The 24,907-nt window shown below is 71.7% G+C and carries 24 protein-coding genes and 7 tRNA genes; 20 read left to right on the top strand and 11 right to left on the bottom strand.

The window, feature by feature from the left end:
• Nucleotides 1-93 precede the first annotated feature (93 nt).
• Both cobA and ACZ6BB_RS14000 read left to right on the top strand, forming a co-directional pair.
• Nucleotides 94-1,326, top strand: coding sequence for a uroporphyrinogen-III C-methyltransferase (cobA, locus tag ACZ6BB_RS14005; RefSeq protein WP_471615463.1), 1,233 nt, complete (start codon nucleotides 94-96; stop codon nucleotides 1,324-1,326).
• 107 nt (nucleotides 1,327-1,433) lie between these two features.
• Entirely contained in the window at nucleotides 1,434-2,252 is an 819-nt protein-coding gene (locus ACZ6BB_RS14000; protein WP_471615462.1) for a TrmH family RNA methyltransferase, read from the top strand.
• A gap of 63 nt (nucleotides 2,253-2,315) precedes the next feature.
• Here ACZ6BB_RS14000 and ACZ6BB_RS13995 read toward each other — a convergent pair whose 3' ends face one another.
• The gene (locus ACZ6BB_RS13995; protein ID WP_471615731.1) at nucleotides 2,316-3,635 is read right to left on the bottom strand and encodes a serine/threonine-protein kinase; all 1,320 of its coding nucleotides are present in this window, start codon (nucleotides 3,633-3,635) and stop codon (nucleotides 2,316-2,318) included.
• Nucleotides 3,636-3,831: 196 nt separating this feature from the next.
• Between ACZ6BB_RS13995 and ACZ6BB_RS13990 the strand changes: the two genes are divergently transcribed.
• From ACZ6BB_RS13990 to ACZ6BB_RS13975, 4 genes are all read left to right on the top strand, one after another.
• Nucleotides 3,832-4,071 carry a hypothetical protein gene (locus tag ACZ6BB_RS13990; RefSeq protein ID WP_383888046.1) on the top strand — a complete coding sequence of 80 codons (240 nt, stop codon included), beginning with the start codon at nucleotides 3,832-3,834 and terminating at the stop codon, nucleotides 4,069-4,071.
• Nucleotides 4,072-4,325: 254 nt separating this feature from the next.
• The gene (locus ACZ6BB_RS13985) at nucleotides 4,326-4,526 is read left to right on the top strand and encodes a hypothetical protein (protein WP_020114444.1); all 201 of its coding nucleotides are present in this window, start codon (nucleotides 4,326-4,328) and stop codon (nucleotides 4,524-4,526) included.
• A 437-nt stretch (nucleotides 4,527-4,963) separates the two neighbouring features.
• Nucleotides 4,964-5,911: a phosphotransferase family protein gene (locus ACZ6BB_RS13980; protein WP_471615461.1), complete on the top strand. Its 948-nt coding sequence runs from the start codon at nucleotides 4,964-4,966 to the stop codon at nucleotides 5,909-5,911.
• Between the two features lie 87 nt (nucleotides 5,912-5,998).
• Nucleotides 5,999-6,292 carry a TFIIB-type zinc ribbon-containing protein gene (locus ACZ6BB_RS13975; RefSeq protein WP_471615730.1) on the top strand — a complete coding sequence of 98 codons (294 nt, stop codon included), beginning with the start codon at nucleotides 5,999-6,001 and terminating at the stop codon, nucleotides 6,290-6,292.
• A gap of 82 nt (nucleotides 6,293-6,374) precedes the next feature.
• Here ACZ6BB_RS13975 and ACZ6BB_RS13970 read toward each other — a convergent pair.
• From ACZ6BB_RS13970 to ACZ6BB_RS13950, 5 genes are all read right to left on the bottom strand, one after another.
• Nucleotides 6,375-6,446 (bottom strand) — tRNA-Val (locus ACZ6BB_RS13970).
• 34 nt (nucleotides 6,447-6,480) lie between these two features.
• Nucleotides 6,481-6,552, bottom strand: a tRNA-Val gene (locus ACZ6BB_RS13965).
• A gap of 40 nt (nucleotides 6,553-6,592) precedes the next feature.
• Nucleotides 6,593-6,664: transfer RNA gene (locus ACZ6BB_RS13960), tRNA-Val, on the bottom strand.
• Between the two features lies 1 nt (nucleotide 6,665).
• A tRNA-Cys gene (locus tag ACZ6BB_RS13955) sits at nucleotides 6,666-6,739 on the bottom strand.
• 40 nt (nucleotides 6,740-6,779) lie between these two features.
• Nucleotides 6,780-6,852 (bottom strand) — tRNA-Gly (locus tag ACZ6BB_RS13950).
• 157 nt (nucleotides 6,853-7,009) lie between these two features.
• On the opposite strand from ACZ6BB_RS13950, the gene ACZ6BB_RS13945 reads away from it, so the two are divergent.
• Genes ACZ6BB_RS13945 through ACZ6BB_RS13935 form a run of 3 tightly spaced genes read left to right on the top strand, consistent with a single transcriptional unit; the run spans nucleotide 7,010 to nucleotide 9,749 of the window.
• Nucleotides 7,010-8,053, top strand: coding sequence for a chorismate-binding protein (locus tag ACZ6BB_RS13945; RefSeq protein ID WP_471615460.1), 1,044 nt, complete (start codon nucleotides 7,010-7,012; stop codon nucleotides 8,051-8,053).
• Nucleotides 8,050-8,871 (top strand): aminotransferase class IV, encoded by an 822-nt coding sequence (locus tag ACZ6BB_RS13940; protein WP_471615459.1) that lies wholly within the window; start codon nucleotides 8,050-8,052, stop codon nucleotides 8,869-8,871. The genes ACZ6BB_RS13945 and ACZ6BB_RS13940 overlap by 4 nt, the downstream gene beginning before the upstream one ends.
• A gap of 53 nt (nucleotides 8,872-8,924) precedes the next feature.
• Nucleotides 8,925-9,749, top strand: coding sequence for a GNAT family N-acetyltransferase (locus ACZ6BB_RS13935; protein WP_471615458.1), 825 nt, complete (start codon nucleotides 8,925-8,927; stop codon nucleotides 9,747-9,749).
• 162 nt (nucleotides 9,750-9,911) lie between these two features.
• On the opposite strand, the gene ACZ6BB_RS13930 is transcribed toward ACZ6BB_RS13935, so the two are convergent.
• Nucleotides 9,912-10,430 carry a DsbA family protein gene (locus ACZ6BB_RS13930; RefSeq protein WP_471615457.1) on the bottom strand — a complete coding sequence of 173 codons (519 nt, stop codon included), beginning with the start codon at nucleotides 10,428-10,430 and terminating at the stop codon, nucleotides 9,912-9,914.
• 160 nt (nucleotides 10,431-10,590) lie between these two features.
• On the opposite strand from ACZ6BB_RS13930, the gene ACZ6BB_RS13925 reads away from it, so the two are divergent.
• The gene (locus ACZ6BB_RS13925) at nucleotides 10,591-11,046 is read left to right on the top strand and encodes a hypothetical protein (protein WP_471615456.1); all 456 of its coding nucleotides are present in this window, start codon (nucleotides 10,591-10,593) and stop codon (nucleotides 11,044-11,046) included.
• Between the two features lie 178 nt (nucleotides 11,047-11,224).
• Complete coding sequence (locus ACZ6BB_RS13920; RefSeq protein ID WP_013004980.1) at nucleotides 11,225-11,377, top strand: hypothetical protein; 153 nt, start codon at nucleotides 11,225-11,227, stop codon at nucleotides 11,375-11,377.
• 100 nt (nucleotides 11,378-11,477) lie between these two features.
• Here ACZ6BB_RS13920 and ACZ6BB_RS13915 read toward each other — a convergent pair whose 3' ends face one another.
• Together ACZ6BB_RS13915 and ACZ6BB_RS13910 are read right to left on the bottom strand one after the other, a co-directional pair.
• Entirely contained in the window at nucleotides 11,478-12,038 is a 561-nt protein-coding gene (locus ACZ6BB_RS13915; RefSeq protein WP_471615455.1) for a CGNR zinc finger domain-containing protein, read from the bottom strand.
• A gap of 322 nt (nucleotides 12,039-12,360) precedes the next feature.
• The gene (locus ACZ6BB_RS13910) at nucleotides 12,361-12,774 is read right to left on the bottom strand and encodes an SsgA family sporulation/cell division regulator (RefSeq protein ID WP_257850025.1); all 414 of its coding nucleotides are present in this window, start codon (nucleotides 12,772-12,774) and stop codon (nucleotides 12,361-12,363) included.
• 191 nt (nucleotides 12,775-12,965) lie between these two features.
• Here ACZ6BB_RS13910 and ACZ6BB_RS13905 point away from each other — a divergent pair, with 191 nt between their 5' ends.
• The 7 genes from ACZ6BB_RS13905 to ACZ6BB_RS13875 all read left to right on the top strand — a co-directional run bounded on the left by ACZ6BB_RS13905 (nucleotide 12,966) and on the right by ACZ6BB_RS13875 (nucleotide 20,814).
• Nucleotides 12,966-13,445 carry a TIGR02611 family protein gene (locus tag ACZ6BB_RS13905; protein ID WP_471615454.1) on the top strand — a complete coding sequence of 160 codons (480 nt, stop codon included), beginning with the start codon at nucleotides 12,966-12,968 and terminating at the stop codon, nucleotides 13,443-13,445.
• Nucleotides 13,446-13,523: 78 nt separating this feature from the next.
• Nucleotides 13,524-13,595 (top strand) — tRNA-Val (locus ACZ6BB_RS13900).
• Between the two features lie 555 nt (nucleotides 13,596-14,150).
• Entirely contained in the window at nucleotides 14,151-15,440 is a 1,290-nt protein-coding gene (locus ACZ6BB_RS13895) for an ABC transporter substrate-binding protein (RefSeq protein WP_471615453.1), read from the top strand.
• The gene (locus ACZ6BB_RS13890) at nucleotides 15,440-16,441 is read left to right on the top strand and encodes a carbohydrate ABC transporter permease (RefSeq protein WP_471615452.1); all 1,002 of its coding nucleotides are present in this window, start codon (nucleotides 15,440-15,442) and stop codon (nucleotides 16,439-16,441) included. Before ACZ6BB_RS13895 ends, ACZ6BB_RS13890 begins: the two co-directional genes overlap by 1 nt.
• Nucleotides 16,438-17,337: a carbohydrate ABC transporter permease gene (locus ACZ6BB_RS13885; protein ID WP_471615451.1), complete on the top strand. Its 900-nt coding sequence runs from the start codon at nucleotides 16,438-16,440 to the stop codon at nucleotides 17,335-17,337. Before ACZ6BB_RS13890 ends, ACZ6BB_RS13885 begins: the two co-directional genes overlap by 4 nt.
• A 12-nt stretch (nucleotides 17,338-17,349) precedes the next feature.
• Entirely contained in the window at nucleotides 17,350-17,955 is a 606-nt protein-coding gene (locus ACZ6BB_RS13880; RefSeq protein ID WP_471615450.1) for a hypothetical protein, read from the top strand.
• 111 nt (nucleotides 17,956-18,066) lie between these two features.
• The gene (locus tag ACZ6BB_RS13875) at nucleotides 18,067-20,814 is read left to right on the top strand and encodes an exo-rhamnogalacturonan lyase family protein (protein ID WP_471615449.1); all 2,748 of its coding nucleotides are present in this window, start codon (nucleotides 18,067-18,069) and stop codon (nucleotides 20,812-20,814) included.
• A gap of 109 nt (nucleotides 20,815-20,923) precedes the next feature.
• Here ACZ6BB_RS13875 and ACZ6BB_RS13870 read toward each other — a convergent pair whose 3' ends face one another.
• A complete protein-coding gene (locus ACZ6BB_RS13870) occupies nucleotides 20,924-23,362 on the bottom strand; it encodes an SCO7613 C-terminal domain-containing membrane protein (protein ID WP_471615448.1) in 2,439 nt (812 codons plus the stop codon).
• A gap of 103 nt (nucleotides 23,363-23,465) precedes the next feature.
• Here ACZ6BB_RS13870 and ACZ6BB_RS13865 point away from each other — a divergent pair, with 103 nt between their 5' ends.
• The gene (locus ACZ6BB_RS13865) at nucleotides 23,466-23,924 is read left to right on the top strand and encodes an SRPBCC family protein (RefSeq protein WP_471615447.1); all 459 of its coding nucleotides are present in this window, start codon (nucleotides 23,466-23,468) and stop codon (nucleotides 23,922-23,924) included.
• A gap of 39 nt (nucleotides 23,925-23,963) precedes the next feature.
• Nucleotides 23,964-24,035 (top strand) — tRNA-Val (locus ACZ6BB_RS13860).
• 38 nt (nucleotides 24,036-24,073) lie between these two features.
• On the opposite strand, the gene ACZ6BB_RS13855 is transcribed toward ACZ6BB_RS13860, so the two are convergent.
• The gene (locus tag ACZ6BB_RS13855) at nucleotides 24,074-24,799 is read right to left on the bottom strand and encodes an exonuclease domain-containing protein (protein ID WP_471615446.1); all 726 of its coding nucleotides are present in this window, start codon (nucleotides 24,797-24,799) and stop codon (nucleotides 24,074-24,076) included.
• Between the last annotated feature and the right edge of the window lie 108 nt (nucleotides 24,800-24,907).

The raw sequence follows: 24,907 nt of genomic DNA, 5'->3' as shown, positions 1-24,907 counted from the left end.
CCCCTCGCCCGCCCCTTAGAATCCGCACGTCAGGGTCGCTCCACAGTCGCAGCGCGCCCGCCGCACCGCCGCCGCAGGAGGAGCCGCACCCTCATGGCCGAACACCCCGCCTACCCCGTAGGCCTCCGCCTCACCGGCCGCCGAGTGGTCGTCGTCGGCGGCGGCCAGGTCGCCCAACGCCGCCTCCCCGCCCTCATCGCGGCCGGCGCCGACATCGTCCTCGTGTCCCCGAGCGCCACCCCCTCCGTGGAGGCGATGGCGGACGCGGGCGAGCTGACCTGGGAGAGGCGCAGGTACGCGGAGGGCGACCTCGCCGAGGCCTGGTACGTCCTGGTCGCCACCGGCGACCCGGTGGCGAACGCGCGCGCGTCCGCCGAGGCGGAGCGCCATCGCATCTGGTGCGTCCGCTCCGACAGTGCGGAGGAGGCCACCGCCTGGACCCCGGCGACCGGCCACAGCGAGGGCGTCACGGTCGCCGTGCTCACGGCCAACGCCCAGGAGCGCGACCCCCGCCACACCGCCGCGATCCGTGACGCGGTCGTCGAGGGCCTGCGGGACGGCACGCTCGTGGCCCCCCATCACCGCACCCGCACCCCCGGTGTCTCCCTCGTCGGCGGCGGCCCCGGCGACCCGGACCTGATCACCGTGCGCGGCCGCCGTCTCCTCGCCGAGGCCGACGTCGTCATCGCCGACCGTCTCGGCCCCCGCGACCTCCTCGCCGAACTCCCGCCACACGTCGAGGTGATCGACGCGGCGAAGATCCCGTACGGCCGTTTCATGGCCCAGGAGGCCATCAACAACGCGCTGATCGAGCACGCCAAGCAGGGCAAGTCGGTCGTGCGCCTCAAGGGCGGCGACCCGTACGTCTTCGGCCGCGGCATGGAGGAACTGCACGCGCTCGCCGAGGCCGGTATCCCGTGCACGGTCGTGCCCGGCATCTCCAGCTCGATCTCCGTCCCGAGCGCCGCCGGCATCCCGGTCACCCACCGGGGTGTCGCCCATGAGTTCACCGTGGTCAGCGGCCATGTGGCTCCCGACGACGAGCGCTCGCTCGTCGACTGGCCCGCCCTCGCCCGGCTGACCGGCACCCTCGTGATCCTCATGGGTGTCGACAAGATCGGCCGGATCGCCGAGACCCTGGTGGCGCACGGCAAGTCCCCGGACACCCCGGTAGCCCTGGTCCAGGAGGGCACCACGGCCGCCCAGCGCCGGGTGGACGCCACCCTCGCCACGGTCGGCGAGACGGTGCGTACGCAGGGAGTCAAGCCGCCGGCCGTCATCGTGATCGGCGAGGTCGTGAAGGTGGGGCCCGGGACGAACGCGTGACACCCGGGCGGCGAACCCGGACCGTGCGGGAGCGGAACCGTAACCACCGGTAACCCAACCCGTACCCAGCCGTTGGCACCACACCCAGGACAAGGCAGTATCACCCTGTGGCCGATCTCATCACCGTTGACGACCCCGACGACCCGCGCCTGCGCGACTACACCGGCCTGACCGACGTGGAGCTGCGCCGCCGGCGCGAACCCGCCGAGGGCCTGTTCATCGCCGAGGGCGAGAAGGTCATCAGACGGGCCAAGGAAGCCGGCTACGAGATGCGCTCGATGCTGCTCTCCGCGAAGTGGGTCGACGTCATGCGCGACGTCATCGACGAACTCCCGGCGCCCGTCTACGCGGTCAGCCCCGAACTCGCCGAACAGGTCACCGGCTACCACGTGCACCGGGGCGCTCTCGCCTCCATGCAGCGCAAGCCCCTGCCGACGGCCGACCAACTCCTGGGCTCCGCCCGCCGGGTCGTCATCATGGAGTCGGTCAACGACCACACCAACATCGGCGCGATCTTCCGCTCGGCCGCCGCCCTCGGCATGGACGCGGTCCTGCTCTCGCCGGACTGCGCCGACCCGCTCTACCGACGCAGCGTCAAGGTCTCCATGGGCGCGGTCTTCTCCGTGCCCTACGCCCGCCTGGACGCCTGGCCCAAGGGGCTCGACGCGGTCCGCGACGCCGGTTTCACCCTGCTCGCCCTCACTCCGGACGAGAAGGCGAAGTCCCTCGACGAGACCGCCCCGCACCGTATGGACCGGGTCGCCCTCATGCTCGGCGCCGAAGGGGACGGCCTCTCCACCAAGGCCCTGATGTCCGCCGACGAATGGGTCCGCATCCCCATGGCCCACGGAGTCGATTCCCTCAACGTGGGCGCGGCGGCGGCGGTGGCCTTCTACGCGGTGGCGACGGGGCGTCCGCGGAACTGAGCCGGCGCCAGCCTGCTCGTCACGTCGTTCGGGGTCCCCGGGCCGGCGGTCGCCCGCCGACGCTCAGCCGTCGTGCCGCGGCTCCAGGAACGACCGCTCGTGCCGGAGGCCCCCGTCGATGCCGAGCCCCCGCGACGGCCCCTGGCACCCCTGAGCCGTGGCGATCCCCAGCGCGGCCAGCAACGTCACGACGACGAACACGAAGAGACGCTGCCGCAGCAACCGCGGATTGGCGGGCCGCCGCCCGGTCCCGTTGGTCCGCGGGCCCGGCCGTCCCGCACCACTGCGCGGCGCGGGACGCCTGCCGGACCCGGTCGTGTTGCGCGCCGGCGCGGGCCGCGCACCGGGCCGCGACCCGCCACCGGTCCGCGCGCCGCCGGCCCCACCGCCCGTCCGGGAACCGCCCCCGGTCCGCGGCGACGGAGCCCCCGGCTGCGACCGGCGCGTGTCCGGCGGCTGCCGCAGCGTGCGCTGCTCGACGTACTGCTCCGCGAGCCGTCCCGAGGCCCGGTCCGGGTCGGTCCGGGGCGCGGGCGGCCGCAGGTCGGACAGGCCCTGCGCCTCACGGGCGGCGATCTCCTTGAGCCGCAGCGACAGTTGCAGCGTGCTGGGCCGTTCCTCGGGGTCCTTCGCCAGACAGGCGCGGACGAGGGGCGCGAGTGCGTCGGGCACCCCGCGCAGCTGCGCCTCCTCGTGCACCACCCGGTAGAGCATGACTTCCGAACTGCCGTGTCCGAAGGGCGAGTCGGAGGTCGCCGCGTAGGCGAGCGTGGCACCGAGCGAGAAGACGTCCGTGGCCGGCGTGACGGCGGCCCCGCGCACCTGTTCGGGCGCCAGGAAGCCGGGTGATCCCACGGCCGTACCGACATGGGTCAGGGTCGAGGCCCCGGTCGCCCACGCGATACCGAAGTCGATGATCCGCGGCCCCTTCGGGGACAGCAGGATGTTGGACGGCTTCAGGTCCCGGTGGACGACACCGGCCTCGTGCACGGCCACGAGTCCCTCGGAGAGGGCGGCGCCGACGGCGGCCACGTCGGCGGCCGACATGGGCCCCTCCTCGGCGACCTTGTCGTGCAGCGAGGGCCCCGGTACGTACTGGGTGGCGAACCACGGCCGTTCCGCGTCCAGATCGGCGGCGACCAGCCGGGCCGTGCATCCGCCCCTGATCCGCCGCGCCGCCGACACCTCGCGCGCGAACCGCGACCGGAACTCCTGGTCCTCCGCCAGGTCCGGCCGGATGACCTTGAGCGCGACACGCTGTCCACGCCGGTCGGAGCCCAGGTAGACGACGCCCATTCCCCCCGCGCCGAGCCGTCTGTGGATCCTGAACGAGCCGACGACGCGCGGGTCCTCGCGCCTCAGGCGCATCATCGCCATGTTCATCCCCGCTGCCCGTTCCGTCTGACGAGCCACAGCTTACGTTTCCACGGCCGGGCGTGCGCAGAGGCCGCGCCCTCGCGACCCGATGGATTGTCAGTGCCGGGTGAGAAACTTGAAGAGTGGTCAGGGAACAGGAGTTCGGGGCGGTGTTGGGCGCATCTTGATCCCAACCAGCCACCACAGAAGGGGGATTGAGCCCGTGAAGGGTGACCGAGTGGAGATAGTCGTGGACGCCGGGGACACGACGCGCACGTACGAGGTGATCGCGAGCAGGGCGGGCCGCCGGGTGGAGACGGCGGTACGACGAGGAGTGGTGGAAGTGAGCGAAGTCACCCGGAACGGCTCCGTGGTGCGGACGGCCAGGTTCATGGCGAACCGGGTCCTCGCGCTGGTCGAGCAGCCGGTGCCCCGCGAGGACGGCGCGGAGCGGGACGGGTAGCAGACGGGGCAGACCGGACACCCCCTCCGGGAAGACCCCGAGACCTAGGACCTCGTCTCCACCCTGGGGAGTACACCGCGGGTCCTCGCTCATCCTCCGGGAGGCCCGGCAATCGGTACGAGGGCATGACGACCAGGTTCGGTCGCGCGCCTAGATTTGAGGTCAAGCGGCGGGTGCAGCACTCGTCCCCCGAGGTCAGACACCCGCCGCTGCCAACGACAAGCAACACCGACGAGAAGGTCAGAGGAGGGACCATGGCCCACACGGCACCGCGGACCGCGATCCGCACACGGGAGCGCAGGACGTTCACCGCCGACCGCCGTCCGGGGCGTCGCCACCCCTTGGTGGCGACCGCGATGGTCCTCCCTCTGGCGGCCCTGCTCGTGTACGCCTTCGGCGGCTGGGAAGCAGTGGTCACACAAGCGTCGTCCGTGGGTGTGATGCTGGGGCGCTGAGCGGCGACCCCAGGCCCGGAAGAGCGGTCCGGGCGGGGACATCCATCCATGAAACCCCGTGGGGACGGGGGTGCGGCGGACGGCAAAAGACGCCCGCGCAGCTGGGGAGCTGCGCGGGCGTTGTCTTTTCCTGCTCCCCTGCCGGTTCGAAACCTTCTCCCACTGCGGACCGGTCCTGGCGGCGGTCGAGGGCGCGGGCGATGGCGATGGCGGTGGCGCGGCGGGGACGTTGGCGCGGGCAGTGGCGGTGGCACGGCAGGGACGGTGGCGCGGGCGGTGGCACGGCGGCACCTCGTGTCCCGCCGAGCCGTTGAAGCCCCAGCCCGAGCCACCCCCGCAAACCCAGACAGAACCGGGACGATCCACCCCGCACACTCCAGCGGGACGCTCCCGAACCGTAGGCTCACGGGCAGCGCCGCACCCGAGCAGGGGGACCCATGACCACCACAGCCGACGCCGACGTGCTCCCCGCCCTGAGGGCCAAGGTGCGCGGCACGGCCCACCCGGGGGCCGCCCCGTGTTCCCACCCGGACTCGGTCCTCGCGGAACGCGCCGACGGCGTCGTCGTCCGCCATGGCGACACCGTGGCCAAGGCGCACGCCCCCGGCACCGACCCCGCCCACCTGGCCCTCCGCATGACCGTCGCCGCATCCCACCCGGACATCCTGCTCGCCCCGCTCACCCCCACGCCGGCCGCCCTCCACGACCGCCTCGTCACGTTCTGGCCGTACGGAAGGCCGGTCGACCCCGAGGCCCCGGAGGCCGCTCCCTGGGAGGCGGCGGCCACGCTCCTCGCCCGCCTCCACCGGCAGCCGGCACCTGCCGGCCTGCCGCCCATGCGGGGCCCGGCCAAGGCGGCCCAGGCCGTCGCCCGCCTCGGATCCGCCGCACCGCACCACCCCGCCACGCCCTCGGTACTGCGCGCCTGGCACGCTCTCCCCGCCTGGGCCAGGGCCGAGGCCCCCATGACCGGCACGGCCACGGTCTGTCACGGGGATCTGCATCTAGGTCAGCTCGTCCGGCATCCGGCGGGCACGGGCGCCTGGCGTCTCATCGACGTCGACGACCTGGGCGTGGGCGTCGCCGCCTGGGATCTCGCCCGCCCGGCGGCCTGGTACGCCTGCGGCCTCCTCCTGCCCGAGGAGTGGGCCCGCTTCCTGACCGCCTACCGGGCGGCCGAGGGCCCGGCGGTCCCCGCGCACGGCGACCCCTGGCCGGTACTGGACGTACCGGCCCGCGCACTCACCGTGCAGACCGCGGCCCTGGCGATAGCGAAGTGCACGGCGGCCGGCCGGCCCCTCGACGAGGCCCAGCGGTCCGTTGTGGACGCATGTGACCGAATGAGTGGCATCCCGCCGGAGTTGGACGGCCCTTTCCCGAAGTAGGGTGCAACCGACCGCAGCCGGACAGTGTCTGTCCTGGCGTAACGCGAAGCAGGACCGAACGCCGAGGAGTTGACCCGAACCATGCACATGCAGTGTCCCAAGTGCCATGCGCCGATGCACACCTACAACCGCAGTGGCGTCCAGATCGAGCAGTGCAGCGGCTGTCGTGGGATCTTCCTCGACTACGGCGAGCTGGAGGCACTGACCCGCCTGGAGGGCCAGTGGGGCGGCGGCCCGGCCGTTCCCCCGCCGCCGGCCGCTCCGCAGTACCCCGCGGGCGGCGGTCACAACGCTCCCGCGTGGGGCGCCCCGCACGGTGGTCACCACGGGGGTCACGGTCACCACAACCGCGGCTTCGGCCACATGCTGTTCTCCAGCTGACCGAGCCGGGCGTGGGGCGCGTCGCGCCCCTGCGCACGACGAAGCCCCCGGCCGTACGAGACGGCCGGGGGCTCGGTGCGTGTGGACGATACTGGGATTGAACCAGTGACCTCTTCCGTGTCAGGGAAGCGCTCTCCCGCTGAGCTAATCGTCCTCGGGATCACAGCCCGGGGGCGGTGCATCCTGCGTGCGCGATACTGGGATTGAACCAGTGACCTCTTCCGTGTCAGGGAAGCGCTCTCCCGCTGAGCTAATCGCGCGGGTCGAAGCCGTCCGGCTCCGGAAGCCCTCAGGCCTCAGTGGACGATACTGGGATTGAACCAGTGACCTCTTCCGTGTCAGGGAAGCGCTCTCCCGCTGAGCTAATCGTCCTTGGAGGTGGAGACGGGATTTGAACCCGTGTAGACGGCTTTGCAGGCCGTTGCCTCGCCTCTCGGCCACTCCACCAGGAGTGCGGGGGGTCGGGAAGATCCCCCACGTTCCTGCGAGCGGACGACCAGGTTCGAACTGGCGACCTCAACCTTGGCAAGGTTGCGCTCTACCAACTGAGCTACGTCCGCTTGTCGTTTCCGGCCCGCTTGCGCGACCCGGCGACGAGTTGAACTCTAGCGGATTCCGGGGCCAGCACAAAAACGCGTTTGTGCAGCGTGCTGCGGTGCGTCCAGTCCGAGACCCGGCCGGGCCCGCCCGTGGGGCACCCGTCCTAGACTCGACTGCGTGTCCGACCTCCCTCCCCTCGCCCGCTTCGGCGACCTCGTGGCCACCGGTCTCGCCGATGTGACCAGCGACGCCGCCGCCCTGGACTCCTCCGGCTTCTGGGCCGTGTGCGCGGACTACGAGGGCGGTCTGGTGTGCGCGCGCTTCGGTGACGTACGTCGCGAGCCCGCGCCGGCCCCGGTGCCGGGGGAGTGGCGCGGGCCCGGAGCCGGTGACTGGACGACGTCCCTCGACCGCGCCGCGTACACGGCGGGTGTCCGCCGGATCCGCGAGCACATAGCCGTCGGCGAGGTGTACCAGGCGAACCTCTGCCGGGTGCTGTCGGCGCCCGTCGCCCCGGACGCCGACGTGGACACCCTGACCGCGCTGCTGGCCCGTGGCAATCCGGCGCCCTATGCAGGAACGATTCGCCTTCCGGGGCACGGTGTCGAGATCGCCACCGCCTCGCCCGAACTCTTCCTGCGCCGCGACGGCCGGGTCGTCGAGTCGGGCCCGATCAAGGGCACGGGACGCACCGAGGCGGACCTCCTGGAGAAGGACTACGCCGAGAACGTCATGATCGTCGACCTGGTCCGCAACGACATCGGGCAGGTCTGCGCCACCGGGTCGGTGACCGTGCCCGACCTGTGCGTCGTCGAGAAGCATCCGGGGCTCGTGCACCTGGTGTCGACGGTACGCGGCGAACTGCGCGACGGCGCCGGCTGGCCGGAGCTGCTCGCCGCCGCCTTCCCGCCCGGCTCCGTCACCGGCGCGCCGAAGTCGAGCGCCCTGCGCATCATCGACGCCCTGGAGACCGCGCCGCGCGGCCCGTACACCGGCGGCATCGGCTGGGTCGACGCCGACCGGGGGACGGGAGAGCTGGCGGTCGGGATCCGCACCTTCTGGATCGACCGGGCGGCGGGCGAACTGCGCTTCGGCACGGGCGCGGGCATCACCTGGGGGTCGGACCCCGAGGCGGAGTGGCGGGAGACCGAGCTGAAGGCCGCCAGGCTGCTCGCGGTAGCGTCGGGGACGTACGAGGCGAGTGGGAGGACCCTTACGTGAAGATCTGGCTCGACGGCGGACTGCAGGACATCGACTCCGCCCGTGTCTCCGTCCTCGACCACGGACTGACCGTGGGTGACGGCGTCTTCGAGACCGCGAAGACGGTCGACGGCCGGCCGTTCGCGCTGACCCGCCATCTCGACCGTCTGGCTCTCTCGGCACGTGGGCTCGGTCTGCCCGAGCCCGACCTCGACGAGGTGCGCCGCGCCTGCTCGGCCGTCGTGGAGGCCAACCCGGTGGCACTCGGCCGGCTCCGCATCACCTACACCGGAGGCGTCTCCCCGCTCGGCTCCGACCGGGGCGACCACGGACCGACCCTGGTCGTGGCCCTCGGCGAGACCGTCCGCCGTGCCGACTCCACCGCCGCGATCACCGTCCCGTGGACCCGCAACGAGCGCGGTGCCCTCACCGGCCTGAAGACCACCTCGTACGCCGAGAACGTCGTCGCCCTCGCCCGCGCCCACGAACGCGGCGCCACCGAGGCCCTGTTCGCCAACACGGTGGGGCGGCTCTGCGAGGGCACGGGCTCCAACGTCTTCGTCGTCCTCGACGGCGAGATCCACACCCCGCCCATCGCCTCCGGCTGCCTCGCGGGCATCACCCGGGCCCTGGTCGTCGAGTGGACCGGCGCCCGCGAGACCGACCTGCCGCTGGACGTCCTGGACCGCGCCGACGAGATCTTCCTGACGTCCAGCCTGCGCGACGTGCAGGCCGTGCACCGCGTCGACGCCCGTGAACTCTCTCCCGCGCCGGGCCCGGTGACGGCCAAGGCGATGCGGATCTTCGACGAGCGGTCCGGCGACGACCTCGATCCGTGACGGCCGCGGATATTCGGCGGACTCCACCCGCCGCGGCGGGTAGAACACCCCTGATGACCACCACCCTGCGGCCCATCGAGCCGCTTCAGCACGCCGCCGACGGATCCCGTTCGCGCCGCTACCAGGTGTGCGTGAACAGCCGTCCCGCGGGCGAGATCCACCTCGGTACGCGCCCCGGCCCCGGCTCCTCGGCCGCCCGGATCCTGGACCTGCGCATCGACGAACCGGACCGGCGGCGCGGCAGAGCGACGGTGGCCGCGCTCGCCGCCGAGGAGGTGGCCCGGGGCTGGGGCTGCCGGCGGATCGAGGCGTCCGTCCCGGCGGGCGCCGAACCTGCGCTGCGGCTGACCCAGGCGCTCGGCTACGTCCTGCGCAACCGGAGCATGCGCAAGCCCCTCGGCGGCACCCCGCCCGCACTGCCCGAGGGCAGCAGGGGCCGGCCCATGACCGAGGCGGAGTACGAACCCTGGAAGGAGGCCGGGCTGGAGGGGTACGCCCAGGACCTGATCACCCGCGGCGTGCCCGAGGCGGAGGCGTACGCCAGGGCCGCCGAGGACTATGTGCGGTGCCTGCCGCAGGGGGTGGCCTCCGCGAACAACCTGTGCAGCGTGCTGGAGCACGAGGGCACGAGGGTCGGCACGCTGTGGCTGTGGCTGGCCGACGACTCCGCCTTCGTGTACGACGTGGAGGCGGACGCCGCGCACCGGGGCCGGGGCCACGGCCGTTCGCTCATGCTGCTGGCCGAGGCCCAGGCGGTGGCGGCGGGGAAGACCGCCATCGCGCTCAACGTCTTCGCGGGCAACGCCCGGGCCGAATGCCTCTACGACTCCCTCGGCTACGAGACGACGGCACACCACCTGTCCAAGCCCCTGCTCTGACGACCACGCCGGTAGCGGCACGACGGGCGGCGGACGTGACGGCGGCGGCGGACGGGCCGGCGGCGGACGGGCCGGGGCGGAGGCGGGGCGGACGGCCCCCCGCCGCCCGGCGCGCTTCCCCGGAGGTCTCGGAGCCGAACCCGGTCGGGCGCCCGGCCGAGGTCAGGCGCCCTCGGCCAGCAGCCGGTCGGCGATCTCCTCGATCCGCTCGCGCAGCCCTGCCTGGCTCTTGCCGCCGTCGAGCCGCTCGCCGCCGATGACGTACGTGGGCGTGCCCGTCACCCCGATCGCCTTGCCCTCGGCCTGGTCGGCGTCGACGATCAGGATGTGCCGGCCGTCGATGAGCGCGGTGTCGAACTCCTCGGCGTCCAGACCGAGTTCACGGGCGACCTCGACGAGGAAGGGCTCTCCGGTCCGGTCCAGCTCCTCGACCCGGCCGAGCACGGCCTCGACGTACGGCCACGCCCGCCCCTGCTCCGCGGCCTCCTCGGCGGCCTGCGCGGCGGCGAAGGCGTGCTTGTGCTTCTCCAGCGGGAAGTGCCGCAGCCGCACGTCGAGCCGGTCGCCGTAGCGCGCCCGCAGCGCGCGGATGTCGTCGAGGGCGCCGCGGCAGTCGGAGCACTGGAGTTCGCACCAGACGTCCAGGACGACGGCGGTGGGGACGGGGGAGGAGTCGCTCATGGAGATCAGTGTCCCAGCTGTCCGGAGCCGGGGCCGACCCCGAGGTGACCCGGAGATGTCCCTGAGGTCTCCCCGGACCGTGGCATATCGGACGCGTGGCGGTGCAGGATGGAAGGGACGCCACGAGACCGACCCGACCACGCACCGCCTGGAGGACCGGATGATTGCCGAGACCGTGTGTGCCGCCGTCTCCGCGGCAGGCCTGGGCATCGCCGCGATCACGGCGTACCGGAAGCGTTTCCTCAGGGCGACCCGCATCGCGGCCTACTCCCTCGTGCCCCTCGGTCTGGTGATGACGGGGGTCGTCGAATGGCTGGCCGACACCGCGTTCAGCCCGACCGCCTGGGCCGGCTTCGGAGTGCTCGGCGTCGCCTGGTTCCTGTTCACCACCACCCGCGCCGTGGAGCGGCGCCGTGGAGCCCCGGGCAAGGACCGCAAGGAGGCCGAGGCGTCCCGCACCGGAGCGATAGCCCCGGCGGCCTCGGCACCCTCACTGGGCCAGGGTGCACGGCCGTCGGCCCGTCCGGCGGCGGCACCCCGGGCCACCGGTTCGGGTGCGTCGGCGGGGGACGACTTCAGCGACATCGAGGCGATCCTGAAGAAGCACGGCATCTGACCCGGAGAAGCCCGGGGTACCGGCCGCCGGGGCCGCGGACTGAAACGACACAGAAGGTCGGGCGGCGACCGCGAAGTGATCACGTTCGTTCCACACTTTGTGGATATTGGCGAACTCTCCGTCATTCCGGGTGGGTTGATCGCGCGGGGGGTCTTCGCTGCGTCATCATCGCGGCGAGATGCTGGACACAACACAGAGCGACACTGTCGCCCCACCGGAGGAGCGTCGAGGTTGTCTCTTCGCGCTCTCCCAGCCACCGCTGATGATCTTCCTAGCGGTGATCGGCTGCCTGCTGCTCATGGCGTCACTGCACGATCTGCTGATGCTCTGAGCCGTAAACGGAGCCCCTGGCGTCATCCGTCGAGGGCTCCGTCAGTCCCCGTGCCCAGCCTCGACCCTGCACCGGCCTGCTCGCGCGGCCGGCGGCCGGTTCAGCCCGCGGCCTCCTTGCGGCGTGCCCGGTAGGCGGCCACATGCAGGCGGTTTCCGCAGGTGCGGCTGTCGCAGTAGCGACGCGAGCGGTTGCGGGAGAGGTCGACGAAGGCGCGCCGGCAGTCGGGAGCCTCGCAGCGGCGCAGCCGCTCCTGCTCCCCGGCGACCACGAAGAAGGCCAGCGCCATGCCGCAGTCGGCGGAGAGATGGTCGGCGAGCGACGCGCCGGGCGCGAAGTAGTGCACGTGCCAGTCGTAGCCGTCGTGGTCGGTGAGGCGGGGGGTGGTGCCCGCCGCGGCGATCAGCTCGTTGATGACCGAGGCGGCCGAGGCCGCGTCGGCTGCCGCGAAGATCTCGGCGAACCGGCCGCGAACCCGCCGCACGGCCGCGAGGTCGAACTCGGACAGCCCCCTGACATCGCTGATGTCGTGCCTTCGTACGAACTCGGCGAGCGCCGCGACGGTCGCGAGCTCGTCGGTCGCCGTCTCGTCGTCCGGCGCGGTGTTCACCAGATCCACCACGGCATCGAGGGAACACCGGGTGTCGTGGGTGATCAGCACGTTTCGCTCCCTGGCCTGCGTGGGTCGGGCGGGCGCCCGCCGATGCTGGCCGATGGTAATCGCTCGGCGAGGCGGTGGGCCGGTGCCGACCGGCCAGGAGCGCCCTGCCAAGGGCGGAACGGGCCAGGAGAGCCGGCCGCGGAGCGGAGCGGGGACGAAGGGGACCCGGACTTCGTCACGCAGGGTCACGACATGGCGACGCCGTCGCGCGGGGGTCCGCGACGACGGCGCCGTTGGGTCGGCCCGAAGCCGTATTCGGTTGTTCGGGCCCGAGCCGTCTCCCCGAGTGGACGGCGCCGGGCGGCTCTGTGGAGGCCTCGCCCTAGCTCTCGGCGAGGATGTGCGAGAGCTCCTGATCGAGGTCGAAGTGCCGGTGCTCCGTGCCGGGTGGCACGGCGGCGTCTGTGCGCTTCAGGAAGGACTCCAGGGCTCGCGCCGGGGCTTCGAGGAGGGCTTCGCCCTCCGGGGAGCTCAGGGCGATGCACACGACGCCCTGACCGTGGCTGCGGGACGGCCAGACTCGGACGTCGCCGGTGCCGGTGGGCCGGTGCAGGCCCTCGGCGAGGAGGTCGCGGGCGAACACCCATTCGACCGTTTCCTCTGCTCCGGTGTGGAAGGTGGCGTGCACGGCGTAGGGATCGGCCGTGGCATACCGAAGTCCCGCTGGAACGGGCAGTGAGGACTCGCTCGACACAACGAGGCGCAGGTGCAGCTCGCAGCTGACCGTGGTGTTCATAAGCGCCAAGGCCTTTCGCTCAGTGTGCGCTCGGGGATTCGCACGTCGGCGAAATCGACATGCCACCTACGGTGCCGTTGTAAACCCCTCTGGGGGTTTTGCGTCGCTTTTGGTAGCTCATCCGGCCGAGACCGTCTTCGGTGGGTACGACCATTCCAGTGACCGGTTTCTCTCCGGTAGGGTTTGGCCGTATGGACACGGGGAGTCACGGAACGGGGGAGGTCGGTGTGGCGGCCGACGGAACGAAGAGTGACACGGACGTAGCGAACGGTGAGGCCGATATGGCCAAGGACGAAGCGCCGCTCGGATCCCGAGCGCCGGAATTCGTCAAGGCGCGACGGATGCTGCACGTGAGCTGGCAGGTGGCCGTCTTCGTCGTCGGCCTCGCGGTGGTCGTGGCGGGTGTGATCATGCTTCCGCTGCCCGGACCGGGCTGGCTCGTGATCTTCGGCGGCATGGCGATCTGGGCGACGGAGTTCGTCTGGGCCCAGCTGGTGCTCCGCTGGACCAAGCGGAAGGTCTCCGAGGCCACCCAGCGCGCCCTCGACCCGAAGGTCCGGCGCCGCAACATCGTGCTGACGACGATCGGCCTGGTGATCGTGGCCGTTCTGGTCGGTGTCTACGTCTGGAAGTTCGGCTTCGAGATGCCCTGGAACATCAAGGACCAGTGATCCCGGACGGGCCGGCACGGGGCCGGGGAACGTGGTCGAAGGCACCCGCTGACATGGGGTAATGTTCTTCCTGCGTCCGGGCGATTAGCTCAGTGGGAGAGCGCTTCGTTCACACCGAAGAGGTCACTGGTTCGAACCCAGTATCGCCCACCGGATGATGGCGGCCCGGTCCACGGAAACGTGGGCCGGGCCGCTTTTCGCGGTCGTGCGGGTCGGTGCCGGGCGCCGGGCCGGGCCGGGGAAATTCGGGGTCCACGAGCGCCGGGCGGTCTGAGGGTTCGCGACCGATGGGGGCCGGCTGACGGCCGGAGTGCGGGGCGAGTCTCCGGCTCCGCCTCGATTTGGCCGAATCCAGTGCTCTCCCGTCCCTGTGCGAGGGGTGGCTGTCGGCTGGTCCGCCTTGCTCCGCGGGCGGTTCGACGAGGGGCCCCGGGGACCGCCCCACTGACTCCTTTCAGCCTCTTCCGTTCGCGGCTCCTCGGCCGCCCCCGCGTTCGGCCCGTCGACCGCAACTGCCGGACCTGCGCTTTCGGTTGACCAGCCGTCACCTGCGGCCTCTGTGTGCCCGGCCCTCGGGTGACGCCGCTTTCCATCAATTCCTGTCCGAATCATTGACGTCTCCTGAGGCTCTCCGTACCTTGTGCCAGCAAGCGCTTACTTGAAACGATTCACGGCGCGGACGCAACGGCGCGGGGAGGCTCAACCATGCAGCAGAACAGGAACGTTGAGAGGCGGACGGTCCTCAAGGCGGCCGGAGCCTCACTGGCCGTCGCGGGGCTGGGGGCGACCGCCACGGCCTGTGGCGGCGGCAGCGGCGCGGGGGACGGAACGGTGACGATCCGTTACGCCTGGTGGGGCGCCGAGGACCGCGCGGCACGCATCAAGAAGACCATCGCGCTTTTCGAGAAGAAGTACCCGAAGATCAAGGTCAAGACCGACTTCCAGCCCTATCCCGACTTCTGGAAGAAGTTCAACACCCAGGCGTCCGGTGGAAATCCGCCGGACGTGTTCCAGAATGCCATCGGTTTCCTGCGGAAATACGACGCGAAGAATGTGCTGCTCGATCTCGGCCCGCAGGTCGAGGCGGGCCACCTGTCGCTGGAGGGCTTCAGAGCGGGCCTGGAGAAGTTCGGTGAGGTCGACGGAAAGCTGCTCGGAGTGCCGGTCGGGTCCAACTCGATGGCCCTGGTGATCGACAAGCCCGTCTACACCAAGTCCGGGGTGAAGCCCGAGCAGGGCTGGACCTGGGACGACTTCGACGCGGCGATGAAGAAGATCCGCGACAGGACGGGGCGGGCCGGCGACAGCGGCATGTACGGCGTGATGTACCTCTACGACCTCTACCTGCGCCAGAACGGCAAGGCGTTCTTCACCGAGGACGGACTCGGCTTCACCGAGGCGGATCTCGAGCAGTGGTGGGCGAAGGCCAGGAAGGGCATCAAGGAGGGCCTCTACGCCAACCCGAAGAAGGTCGCGCAGATCAAGCCCAAGTCGGCGGTCGCCGCGGAACTCGCCGCCGGTGAGTTCACCTGGGACAACTTCACGGTCCGTTACACCTCCGAGGGCAAGAGCGAGTACGGCCTGGCCCCCATCCCCACCACCGACGGCAAGAAGACCGGCCAGTACCTCGGCTCCCTGATGCTCAGCGCCTCCAAGCGCACCCAGCACCCCAAGGAGGTCGCGCAGTTCATCGACTTCATGGTGCACGAGCCCGAGGTCGCCAAGATCATGGGCTACGACCGCGGGGTGCCCGCGACGCAGGCCCAGTACGACGCGTTCCAGCCGACCGACCCGGTCAACAAGGCGATCGCCGCGTACGAGGAGTCCCTCGTCGCGGCCGGCGTCCTGGAGCCCATCACCCCGCACCCGAACGGCGCGGACATCTGTGAGGCCGCGTTCCTGCGCATCGGCGAGGAACTCGGTCTGGGCACGCGCTCGGTGGACGACGCCGTCAAGCAGTTCTTCACCGAGTCGAAGACGGCTCTCGGCAGCTGATGGGAACCGCCGTGACACACGCCCCTGCGACGGAGGACCTGACCCGGGACTCCGAGCCGCGGCAGCGTCCGGCCAAGGCTCCCCGCCCCGCCGCGCTCAAGCGGCGGGGCCGCCGGGAGAACCTGGCCGGCTATCTCTTCATGTCCCCCTGGATCGCCGGATTCCTGCTGCTCACGGCAGGCCCGATGATCGCCTCGCTCTACTTCGCCTTCACCGACTACAACCTGTTCGACGCACCCAGGTGGATCGGCCTCGACAACTTCTCCGAGATGTTCGCCGACCCGCGCTGGCGCCACTCGGTGCGGGTCACCCTCTGGTACGTCGCCGTGGGCACGCCCCTGAAGCTGATCGCGGCCCTCGGCGTGGCGCTGCTCCTGGCCCAGAAGCGGCGCGGGCAGGCCTTCTACCGCGCCGCCTTCTACGCGCCGTCGCTGATCGGCGCCAGCGTCTCCATCGCGATCGTCTGGAAGGCCATCTTCTCCGACGACGCGATCGTCGACCGTACGCAGAAGATCTTCGGCATCGACGTCGGCGGCTGGACCGGCGACCCGGAGATGATCATCTACAGCCTGGTGGCGCTCACCGTCTGGCAGTTCGGCGCCCCCATGGTCATCTTCCTCGCCGGTCTCAAGCAGGTCCCGCGGGAGCTGTACGAGGCCGCCGAGGTCGACGGGGCGGGCACCTGGCGGCGCTTCTGGAACATCACCCTGCCGATGATCTCCCCGGTCCTCTTCTTCAACGTCCTGCTGGAGACGATCCACTCGTTCCAGATCTTCAGCTCGGCGTACATCGTCGGCGGCGGTGCCGGTGGCAATGCCTGTGGTCCGGCCGACGGCTCGATGGTCTACACCTGTTATCTGTACGTCCAGGGCTTCGAGAACAGCCGGATGGGTCTGGCCTCCGCCATGGCCTGGCTGCTGCTGGTCGCGGTCGCCCTGGTGACGGCCGTGCTGTTCTGGTCCCAGAAGCGCTGGGTGCACTACGAGGAGGGTGCCCGATGAGCGCACAGGCCACCGAGATCACCCCGGCCCCGGCGTCCTCCTCGCGGACGGGCGCCCTGCGCCGCAGGCTGCCCGGCTCCCTCGCCTGGCACCTCGGGTCGCTCGCGATCCTCGCGGTGATCCTCTACCCGGTGATCTGGGTCGTCGGCGGCTCGCTCAAGAAGAGCGAGGACATCGTCGGCAGTCTGGACCTGCTGCCGAGCGACCCGGTCGTCGCCAACTACACACGACTCGCCGACGGTATCGCCGACATCCCGATCTCCACGTTCTTCCTCAACTCGCTCACGCTCGCCGTGGGTTCGGTGATCGGGATCCTGGTCTCCTGCTCGCTGACGGCGTACGCCTTCGCGAAGATCAAGTTCGCCGGACGCAACCTGCTCTTCACGCTGATGATCGGCACGCTCCTGCTGCCGTACCACGTGCTGCTGATCCCGCAGTACGTGCTGTTCCGCAACATGGACCTGATCAACACCTCCACCCCCCTGCTGCTGCCGAAGTACCTGGCCACGGAGGCGTTCTTCGTCTTCCTGATGGTGCAGTTCATGCGGAACCTGCCCAAGGAGCTCGACGAGGCGGCGCGGCTCGACGGCTGCGGGCACTTCCGGATCTACTGGTCGATCGTGCTGCCGCTGTGCCGGCCCGCGCTCATCACCAGCGCGATCTTCACGTTCATCAACTCCTGGAACGACTTCATGGGCCCGCTGATCTATCTGAACGAGCCCGACAAGTACACGGTCTCGCTCGGGCTGAAGATGTTCGTGGACCAGGACGGGGTGGCCAACTACGGCGGCATGATCGCGATGTCGCTGGTGGCCCTGCTGCCGGTGCTCGCCTTCTTCCTCGCCTTCCAGCGCTACCTCATCGACGGCATGGCCACCTCGGGCCTGAAGGGCTGAGGTGAGCTGACCATGGCCCAGGCCCGTGCCCGAGCGAAGACCGCCGCTCCCCGCGAGGAGTCCGTGCTCGCCGAACGGTTCGCGCTGTTCGCCGAGTGTCTGCTCACCGGGGTGTGGATCGCGCTGGCCTCGTTGCCGCTGCTGACCTACCCGGCCGCGTTCGCCGCCGGCTCCCGGCACCTCGGGCGCCGCACGGCCCACGAGGGCGGCGGGTGGCGGGAGTTCTGGGCCGACTTCCGGACGGCGGTGCGCGGCGGCTGGCTGGTCGGGCTCGCCGGTTGGGCGGCGCTCGCGGCGGTGTGGGTGGACGTCCGGGCCGTTCGCGCCGGGATTCCGGGCGGACCGCTGGTCGGCGCGGTCGGTGTCCTCGCGCTGATCGGCGCCGTGGTCGCCGGACTGCGCGCGGCGGCGGTCTGGCGGCCCGGCGCCACCTGGCGCGCGCTGCTCGGCGCGGCCGGGCGGCGGACCGTGCTCGACCCCGCCGGGTCGTTTCTGCTCGTCGGCGGAGTGGTCGTGGTGGCCTGTTCCGCCTGGCTCGTCGCGCCGCTGGCGATCCCGGTCCTCGGGGCCGTCGCGGCGGCGGCCGTAGCCGTGGAGGAGCGGTACCGCCGCCGCTGACCGCGGCGGGCGGTGCCGCCCGTTCAGGTCGGCGCCCGGAGGCGCCGTACCTCTCTCTGTCATGCCCCTGACTGCCAGCACGCAAGACGTCCCGTACGGAAAGGAAAGGCCATGTCCCCGATCGACCGCAGGTCCCTTCTCAAGGCGGCCGCCGTCGCAGGAGCCGCCGCGCAGTTCAGCTGGGCGCTGGGGAGCGCGGACGCGCAGGCCGCCCCCCTGGCCGAGGCGGCGAAGGCGGATCCGGTGACCCTGGACTGGCTGGAGGACGGTGGGCTCGGCGCCGCTCCCGGTTCGACCGTGGGTGTGCCGTGGCCCAAGGGGGCGTACGAAAAAGAACAGTCGTTTTCTTTGACCGACGCGGACGGCAAGGACGTCGCCGTACAGTCCTGGCCGATCGGCTACTGGCCCGACGGCTCCGTGAAGTGGACCGCGCACGCGGTGGGCGCGGGCGCCGGCTCCGGCAAGCTCACCCTCGCCGCGGGCACGCCCGCGGCGCCGGCGAAGAAGGTCACCGTCGACGAGCGCGCGACCACCATCGACGTGTCGACCGGTGTCATCACCGCCAAGATCGGCAAGTCCGGCTCCACACTCGTGAAGTCCGTGCTGCGCGGTTCCACCGAGATCGCCCACAGCGGCCGTCTGGTGCTGCTGCGCCAGCCCGAGATCGAGGACGGCGACCAGGGCACGGAGAAGTACCAGCGCTACGAGAGCCTCATCGACGAGGTCGAGGTCGAGCAGGAGGGCCCGGTGCGTGCCGTGGTCCGCATCGACGGAAAGCACCGCAGAGGAAGCCACAGCTGGCTGCCCTTCTCGATCCGCCTCTACTTCTACGCGGGTGCCGAGTCGTTCCGCCTGGTGCACACCATCACCTTCGACGGCGACCAGCAGGCCGGAAAGGCCGGCGGCGACTTCGTCCGGGGCATCGGCGTCCGCTTCGAGGTGCCGATGCGCGACGCCGCGTACGACCGGCACATCCGTATCGGCGGCGAGGGCACGGGCCTGCTGCGCGAGGCGGTCAAGGGTGTCACGGGGCTGCGGCGCGACCCGGGGGCGGCGGTGCGCACGGCCCAGTTCGAGGGGAAGAAGCTGCCCGACCCCTCCACCTGGGACCAGCGTGTCACGACCCGTCTGCAGTACATCCCCGAATGGGGCGACTACACGCTCTCGCAGCTGTCCGCCGACGGCTTCGGCGTCCGCAAGCGCACCAGGAAGGGCCACGGCTGGATCCCGGCCGGCGGCGGTCGGCGGGCCAGCGGCTTCGGGTACGTCGGTGGCGCGTCCGGCGGGTTCGCCTTCGGACTGCGGGACTTCTGGGAGAAGTTCCCCGCCCAGCTCGACATCCGCGACGCGCAGACCGACACCGCCGAGGTCACCCTCTGGCTCTGGTCGCCCGAGGCACGGCCGATGGACCTGCGCTTCTACCACGACGGCATGGGCCAGGACACCTACGCCGAGCAGCTCGAAGGACTCAACATCACCTACGAGGACTACGAGCCCGGTTTCGGCACCCCGTACGGCATCGCCCGTACCAGCGAACTCCTCTTCTGGGCCCATGAGTCCACGCCGGGCGCCGAGGCCATGGCCCAGCAGGTCGAGGCCGTCCGCACACCCCCGCAGCTCGCCGCCCCGCCCCGGCAGCTCGTCGAGGCGGGCGTCTTCGGCAGGCTGTTCGCCGAGCCCGACCGGTCCACCGCCGCCAAGGCGAAGATCGAGGACCACCTCGACTTCCTCTTCACCTACTACAAGGACCAGGTGGAGATGCGCCGGTGGTACGGCTTCTGGGACTACGGCGACATCATGCACAGCTACGACCCCAGCCGTCACCAGTGGTGCTACGACATCGGCGGCTACGCCTGGGACAACTCCGAACTCTCACCGGACCTGTGGCTCTGGTTCGCGTACATGCGCTCCGGCCGCGCGGACATCTTCCGCTTCGCCGAGGCCATGACCCGGCACACCGGCGAGGTCGACGTCTACCACCTGGGCAAGTGGGCCGGACTCGGCACCCGCCACGGCGTCCAGCACTACGCCGACAGCGCCAAGCAGCAGCGGATCGCCAACACCACCTACCGCCGCTACTACTACTTCCTCACCGCCGACGAACGCGTCGGCGACCTCATGCACGCCAACGTCGACTCCGACGAGACGTTCCTCGTCCTCGACCCCATCCGCAAGATCCGCACCGAGCCCTACACCCCCGACCGCAACGCCCTGTCGATCGGCTTCGGCACCGACTGGTCCGGGCTCGTGTCCGCGTGGCTGACCGAGTGGGAGCGGCGCGGCCCCAAGTGGGAGAAGGCCAGGGCGCGCGTGCTGTCGACCATGGAGACGATCGCGGCCCAGCCCAACGGCTTCGTCCAGGGCACCGGCCTGTACGACCTGGACACGGGCAAGTTCGCCGTCGCGGACAAGCCGGTGGTCGGGGTGTCGCATCTGTCGGCCATGTTCGGGCTGGTCGAGATGTGCGCGGAACTCCTCGACCAGATCGACATGCCCAAGTTCAAGGAGGCGTGGCTCGACTACTGCCGCTACTTCAACGCGACGAAGGCGGAGCAGGCCGCGCGGTACGGCTCCAACTTCGGCACCCTGCTGCTCTTCCAGGGCCACTCGCGGCAGGACGCGTACGCCGCCGTGCAGTTGAAGGACGACAAGCTCGCGGCCCGTGCGTGGCGGCAGTTCTACAACAGCGCCGACACCTGGGACTACAAGGAGTCGACCGACTGGACCACCAAGAAGATCGAGGGGCCGACGGCGCTCGTGCCGGGCAGCGAGGCGGCGTGGGTGTCGACCAACGCGACCGCGCTGTACGGGCTGGCGGCGATCCAGAACCTGGCGTTGGTGGGCGACAAGATGCCGTAGCGCTCCGCTGGGTCGAGCGGGGGGCCTGGGGCGGCTGGGGTGGGTGGGGAACTGCGGGATCGTCGTGGCTGGTCGCGCAGTTTCCCGCGCCCCTGACGGGGCGCGCGCCTCAGGTCAGTCTGCCCAGTGCGTCCCGTACGCGGCGGGCGTCGCGCAGGCGTTGTTCGTAGGTGGCGCCCGCTGCCAGCAGGACCAGGCCCGCCAGTGCGGGAGGCGCCCAGCGGGGGAGGGCGTCCACGACCTGGGCGATGTACGGCGCGAGTTCGTGGAGGGTGACCAGGGTGAGCGTGCCGCCGCCGAGGAGCAGGGGCGCCTGGAGACGGTGGCGGGCACCCAGCAGGGTGACGGCCAGGGCCGCGGCGCCCAGCAGCAGGGGGCGGAGCCAGTGCGCGTCGCCCCAGGCCGCCACGAGGCTCGGAACGAGCGTGACGGCGAGTCCCGGGCCGTACGCAGTCCAGGACGAGGCGGTCGGGTCCCGGCGCCGGCGCAGATGGCCGACGAGCAGGGCCGGGACGGTCACCGGCAGGGTGTACGCCTCCGGGGAGCCGACATCCCAGGCTGCCAGCCGTACCCAGGAGGCCAGGACGAAGAGGGCGGTCGCCGCGTAACCGAGCCCGCGGCGGTCCGGTCGTACGGCTGTGCCCATGGTGATGACTCCGCAGAGCGCGAGGGTCAGGGCCAGCAGCGGCGGGTGCGTGGCGGAGAGGCCGATGGTCAGGAGGCCGGCGACGGCTCCGGTCGCCTCGACGGGGATGGTCAGGGGCGAGTCGCCGAGGCGGGCCGCGAGTAGGGCCGCGACGGCCGGGACGGTGAGGACGAGCAGCGCCGTGTGGTGCGGCTCCCAGTCGGCGGAGGCGCCGATCGCGCAGGTCAGGGCGGTGGCGTGGACGAGTGCGGCGGGCGCCGTGAGGAGCCCGGGGCCGGTGCGCCCGTACCGTGCGGCCGCCGCGAACAGGATGGCCGAGGCGCCGAGGACGGTGAGGGTCGCCGCCTCGGTGGCCAGGGAGTGCAGGGCCAGGTTCACGGAGGTGACGAGGGCCAGTACGGCACCCGTGAGGGGCAGCGGGACCCGGAGGCGCCCGGGCTCCGCCGACCGGACGGACACGGCGAGGCCCAGTGCGGCCACGACCAGCAGGCCCTGCGCCACCAGCCCCGCCGTGAAGGGCAGTCGGAGGACCGGAGGGAGCACCAGGGCCGTCGCCCAGGTGAGGATCAGCGCGCCGACCAGGGCCGGGGTGCGCCAGGAGACGGTGCGCGCGGCCACGGCCAGCACCCCGGCGACGACGACGAGCACGAGGGGCACGGTGGCCGTGTTCGGCGGCCAGGGCACGTCGAGCGTCACCGCGGCGCGGGCGTCGGCGGGGGCGCCCGACCAGACCCGCTCGATCCGGCCGACCGGGCCGAGCAGCGCGACGGACACGGTGGGCAGCGCGGTGGCCACGGCGAGGCCCTGCACGACGGAGGAAGCATGCACGAGGCCCCGGCGGACGGGCTCGGGGGCCCGCGTCCGAACGACGGCCAACAGGGCGATTCCGCACAGGAGATGGGCCGGGACCGTCCACACCTCGGGCAGGACCGAGCGGGCGATTCCGCCGGCGCCGAGGACCACGAGGAGCCCACCCGTCAGTGCGGTCCCGAGGGCCGGGGCGCGGTTCGGGGTGAACCGGGCGGTCGTCAGGGCGATCGCCGCGGCGAGGGCGAGCAGCGCCGCCGCACGGACGGCGGCGCCCGGGCCGGCGGCGGCCCACGAGAGCCACCCGGCCGTCACCACACCCCCGGCGCCCCAGCCGAACGCGCCGACCACGGCGACGATCCGTACCGGCTTCGGGGACACCCGGAGCGCGATCGCGGTGTCGGCCGCCGCTGTCACCAGCAGTACGGCCGCGACCGTCTCGACATCCGCGCCGCTTGCGAACGCCCCGAGGAGAAGCGGGAGTTGCGCGGCGACCAGGGCGAGGGGGAGGGGCAGGGCGAGAGCGGGGCGGGGCAGTGCCGGCCTGGTGTCCGCCGCCTCGGGCGCCGGGGCGCGCAGGATGAGCCCGTACGCCGCCCACGTCACCGCCAGCACCGCGGCCGCGACGGCCGCGTATCCCGTACCGTCCGCGCCGGCGAACGCGACCTCGTGCAACGCGTACGCGTCCAGGACGGTGAGGGCGAGGCCGAGGCCCGAGACCGCCTCGGCGGTCGAGCGCAGGCCACGGCGCAGGAGCGCCCACGGCGCGCCCAGCGCGGCCACCGTCACCCCGCCGAGCACCAGGGCCCGGCCGCCGATCCCCAGGTGTCCCCAGCTGACCAGCGTGAACGCGATCGCCGCGACGGTCAGCAGGACGCCGCCGAGGACCAGCAGCACGTTCTGCACGTTCGGCGCCGTCGCCTCTGGGCGCCGCGCGGGCGGGGCGGTGGGCGCGCCGGGTGCCGACGCCGACGCGTAGAGGGCGTTGACCAGCCAGGCGCGGCGCGTCAGCAGGAACACGCGGCGGGCGTCGAGCTGCCGCAGTTCGGCGTCGAGGACCCGCAGCTCCTCGGCCGGGGACGGAAAAGGCGTCATGCCACGGAGTGTGGTCGGCGTCACGCCGCACGACATGAGTCCACGTACTCAAGGCGGTACTCAGATCCCGCACGCAGGGCCTCCGCGCAGGCACAATCCGACCATGGACTGGTGCCACTACCGCTTCCGCAGCCGCTGGAGCCTGCCCGCCCCGCCCGCCGCCGTCTACGACGCGCTCCGGCGCCCGGAGGACTATCCGCGCTGGTGGCCCCAGGTCCGCGAGGTGACCCGGATCGACGACACCACCGGCACCCTCCGGATCCGCTCGGTCGTGCCGTACGAACTCGTCCTCACCGCGCGGGCGGTACGGCGCGACGCGGCGACCGGCGTCCTGGAGATCGCGATGACCGGCGACCTGAACGGCTGGGCCCGCTGGACGGTCACCGCCGAGGGACCCGGCACCCTCGCCCTCTACGACCAGGAGGTCGACGTCACCAAGCCCCTGCTGCGACGCCTCGCCGTACCGGGACGGCCCGTGTTCCGCGCCAACCACACCCTGATGATGCGGGCGGGACGACACGGACTCCTCGCCCACCTCAGATCGCACGGCCAAGCGGTTTGAACCAGACCCGCCGGGACCTGTATTGTTCAGTCCGTTCCCGGGCGATTAGCTCAGTGGGAGAGCGCTTCGTTCACACCGAAGAGGTCACTGGTTCGAACCCAGTATCGCCCACCGGGTAGAGCCGGTCCGCGGACGCGGACCGGCTTTTTTCATGCCGCCGCCGGCATGTCCGGACGCAGCGGCCACGCCGGGTCCACCGCCTCCTCCGTGCCGCTGCGCGCGAACCAGGCCTGCAGGCCGCGGGCCTGCGCCGCGTGCCACACGGCCTGCAGCGTGTGCAGTTCGGCGGGGGAGAGACGGGCCAGCCGGGTCGCGAAACGGCGCCCCACCGCGCGGACGACGTCCATCGCCGCCTGGGCGTCGGCTCCCGCGTCGTGCGCGCCGTCCAGCACGACCTCGTAGTGCGCGCACAGGTCGGTGAGCGTGCGCCGGCCCTTGCGGTAGCGGTCCAGATGCTTGTCCAGGACCCGAGGATCGAGGACCCGCAACGGCGTCGCCTCGAACCAGTGGTCCAGCGACGAGGCGCGGTGCCGCCGCAACTCACGGTCCAGCAGCGTCAGATCGAACGGCGCGTTCATGACGACCAGCGGGCGGCCGCGCACCGCCTGCTCCGCCAGCGCCCTGGCTATCTCCTCCATCACCGGCGCCGGCCAGCGGCCGTCGCGCTGCAACCGTTCGTCCGTCAGCCCGTGCACCGCCGTCGCCGCGGCGGGCACCGGCACACCCGGGTTCACCAGCCACCGGGTCACCCGGGGGCGGGTGCCGGGCGCGTCCTGGACGACCACGGCGGCCGACACGATCCGGTCGGTCTCGACGTCCACACCCGTGGTCTCCGTGTCGAACGCCGCCAAGGGCCCCTCGTACCAACACGTCATGTGTCCACAACTCCTCGTTCACCCACGGCAGCTGACGTCCCGTCTTCTGCCAGTTTGGTGATACCCGGGCTGTTTGCGCCGTACGCCGGAAGGAGACAACAGAAGTAC

The organism is Streptomyces sp. NPDC041108 (assembly GCF_055592645.1).
This window is presented reverse-complemented; position numbering and strand designations above follow the sequence as displayed.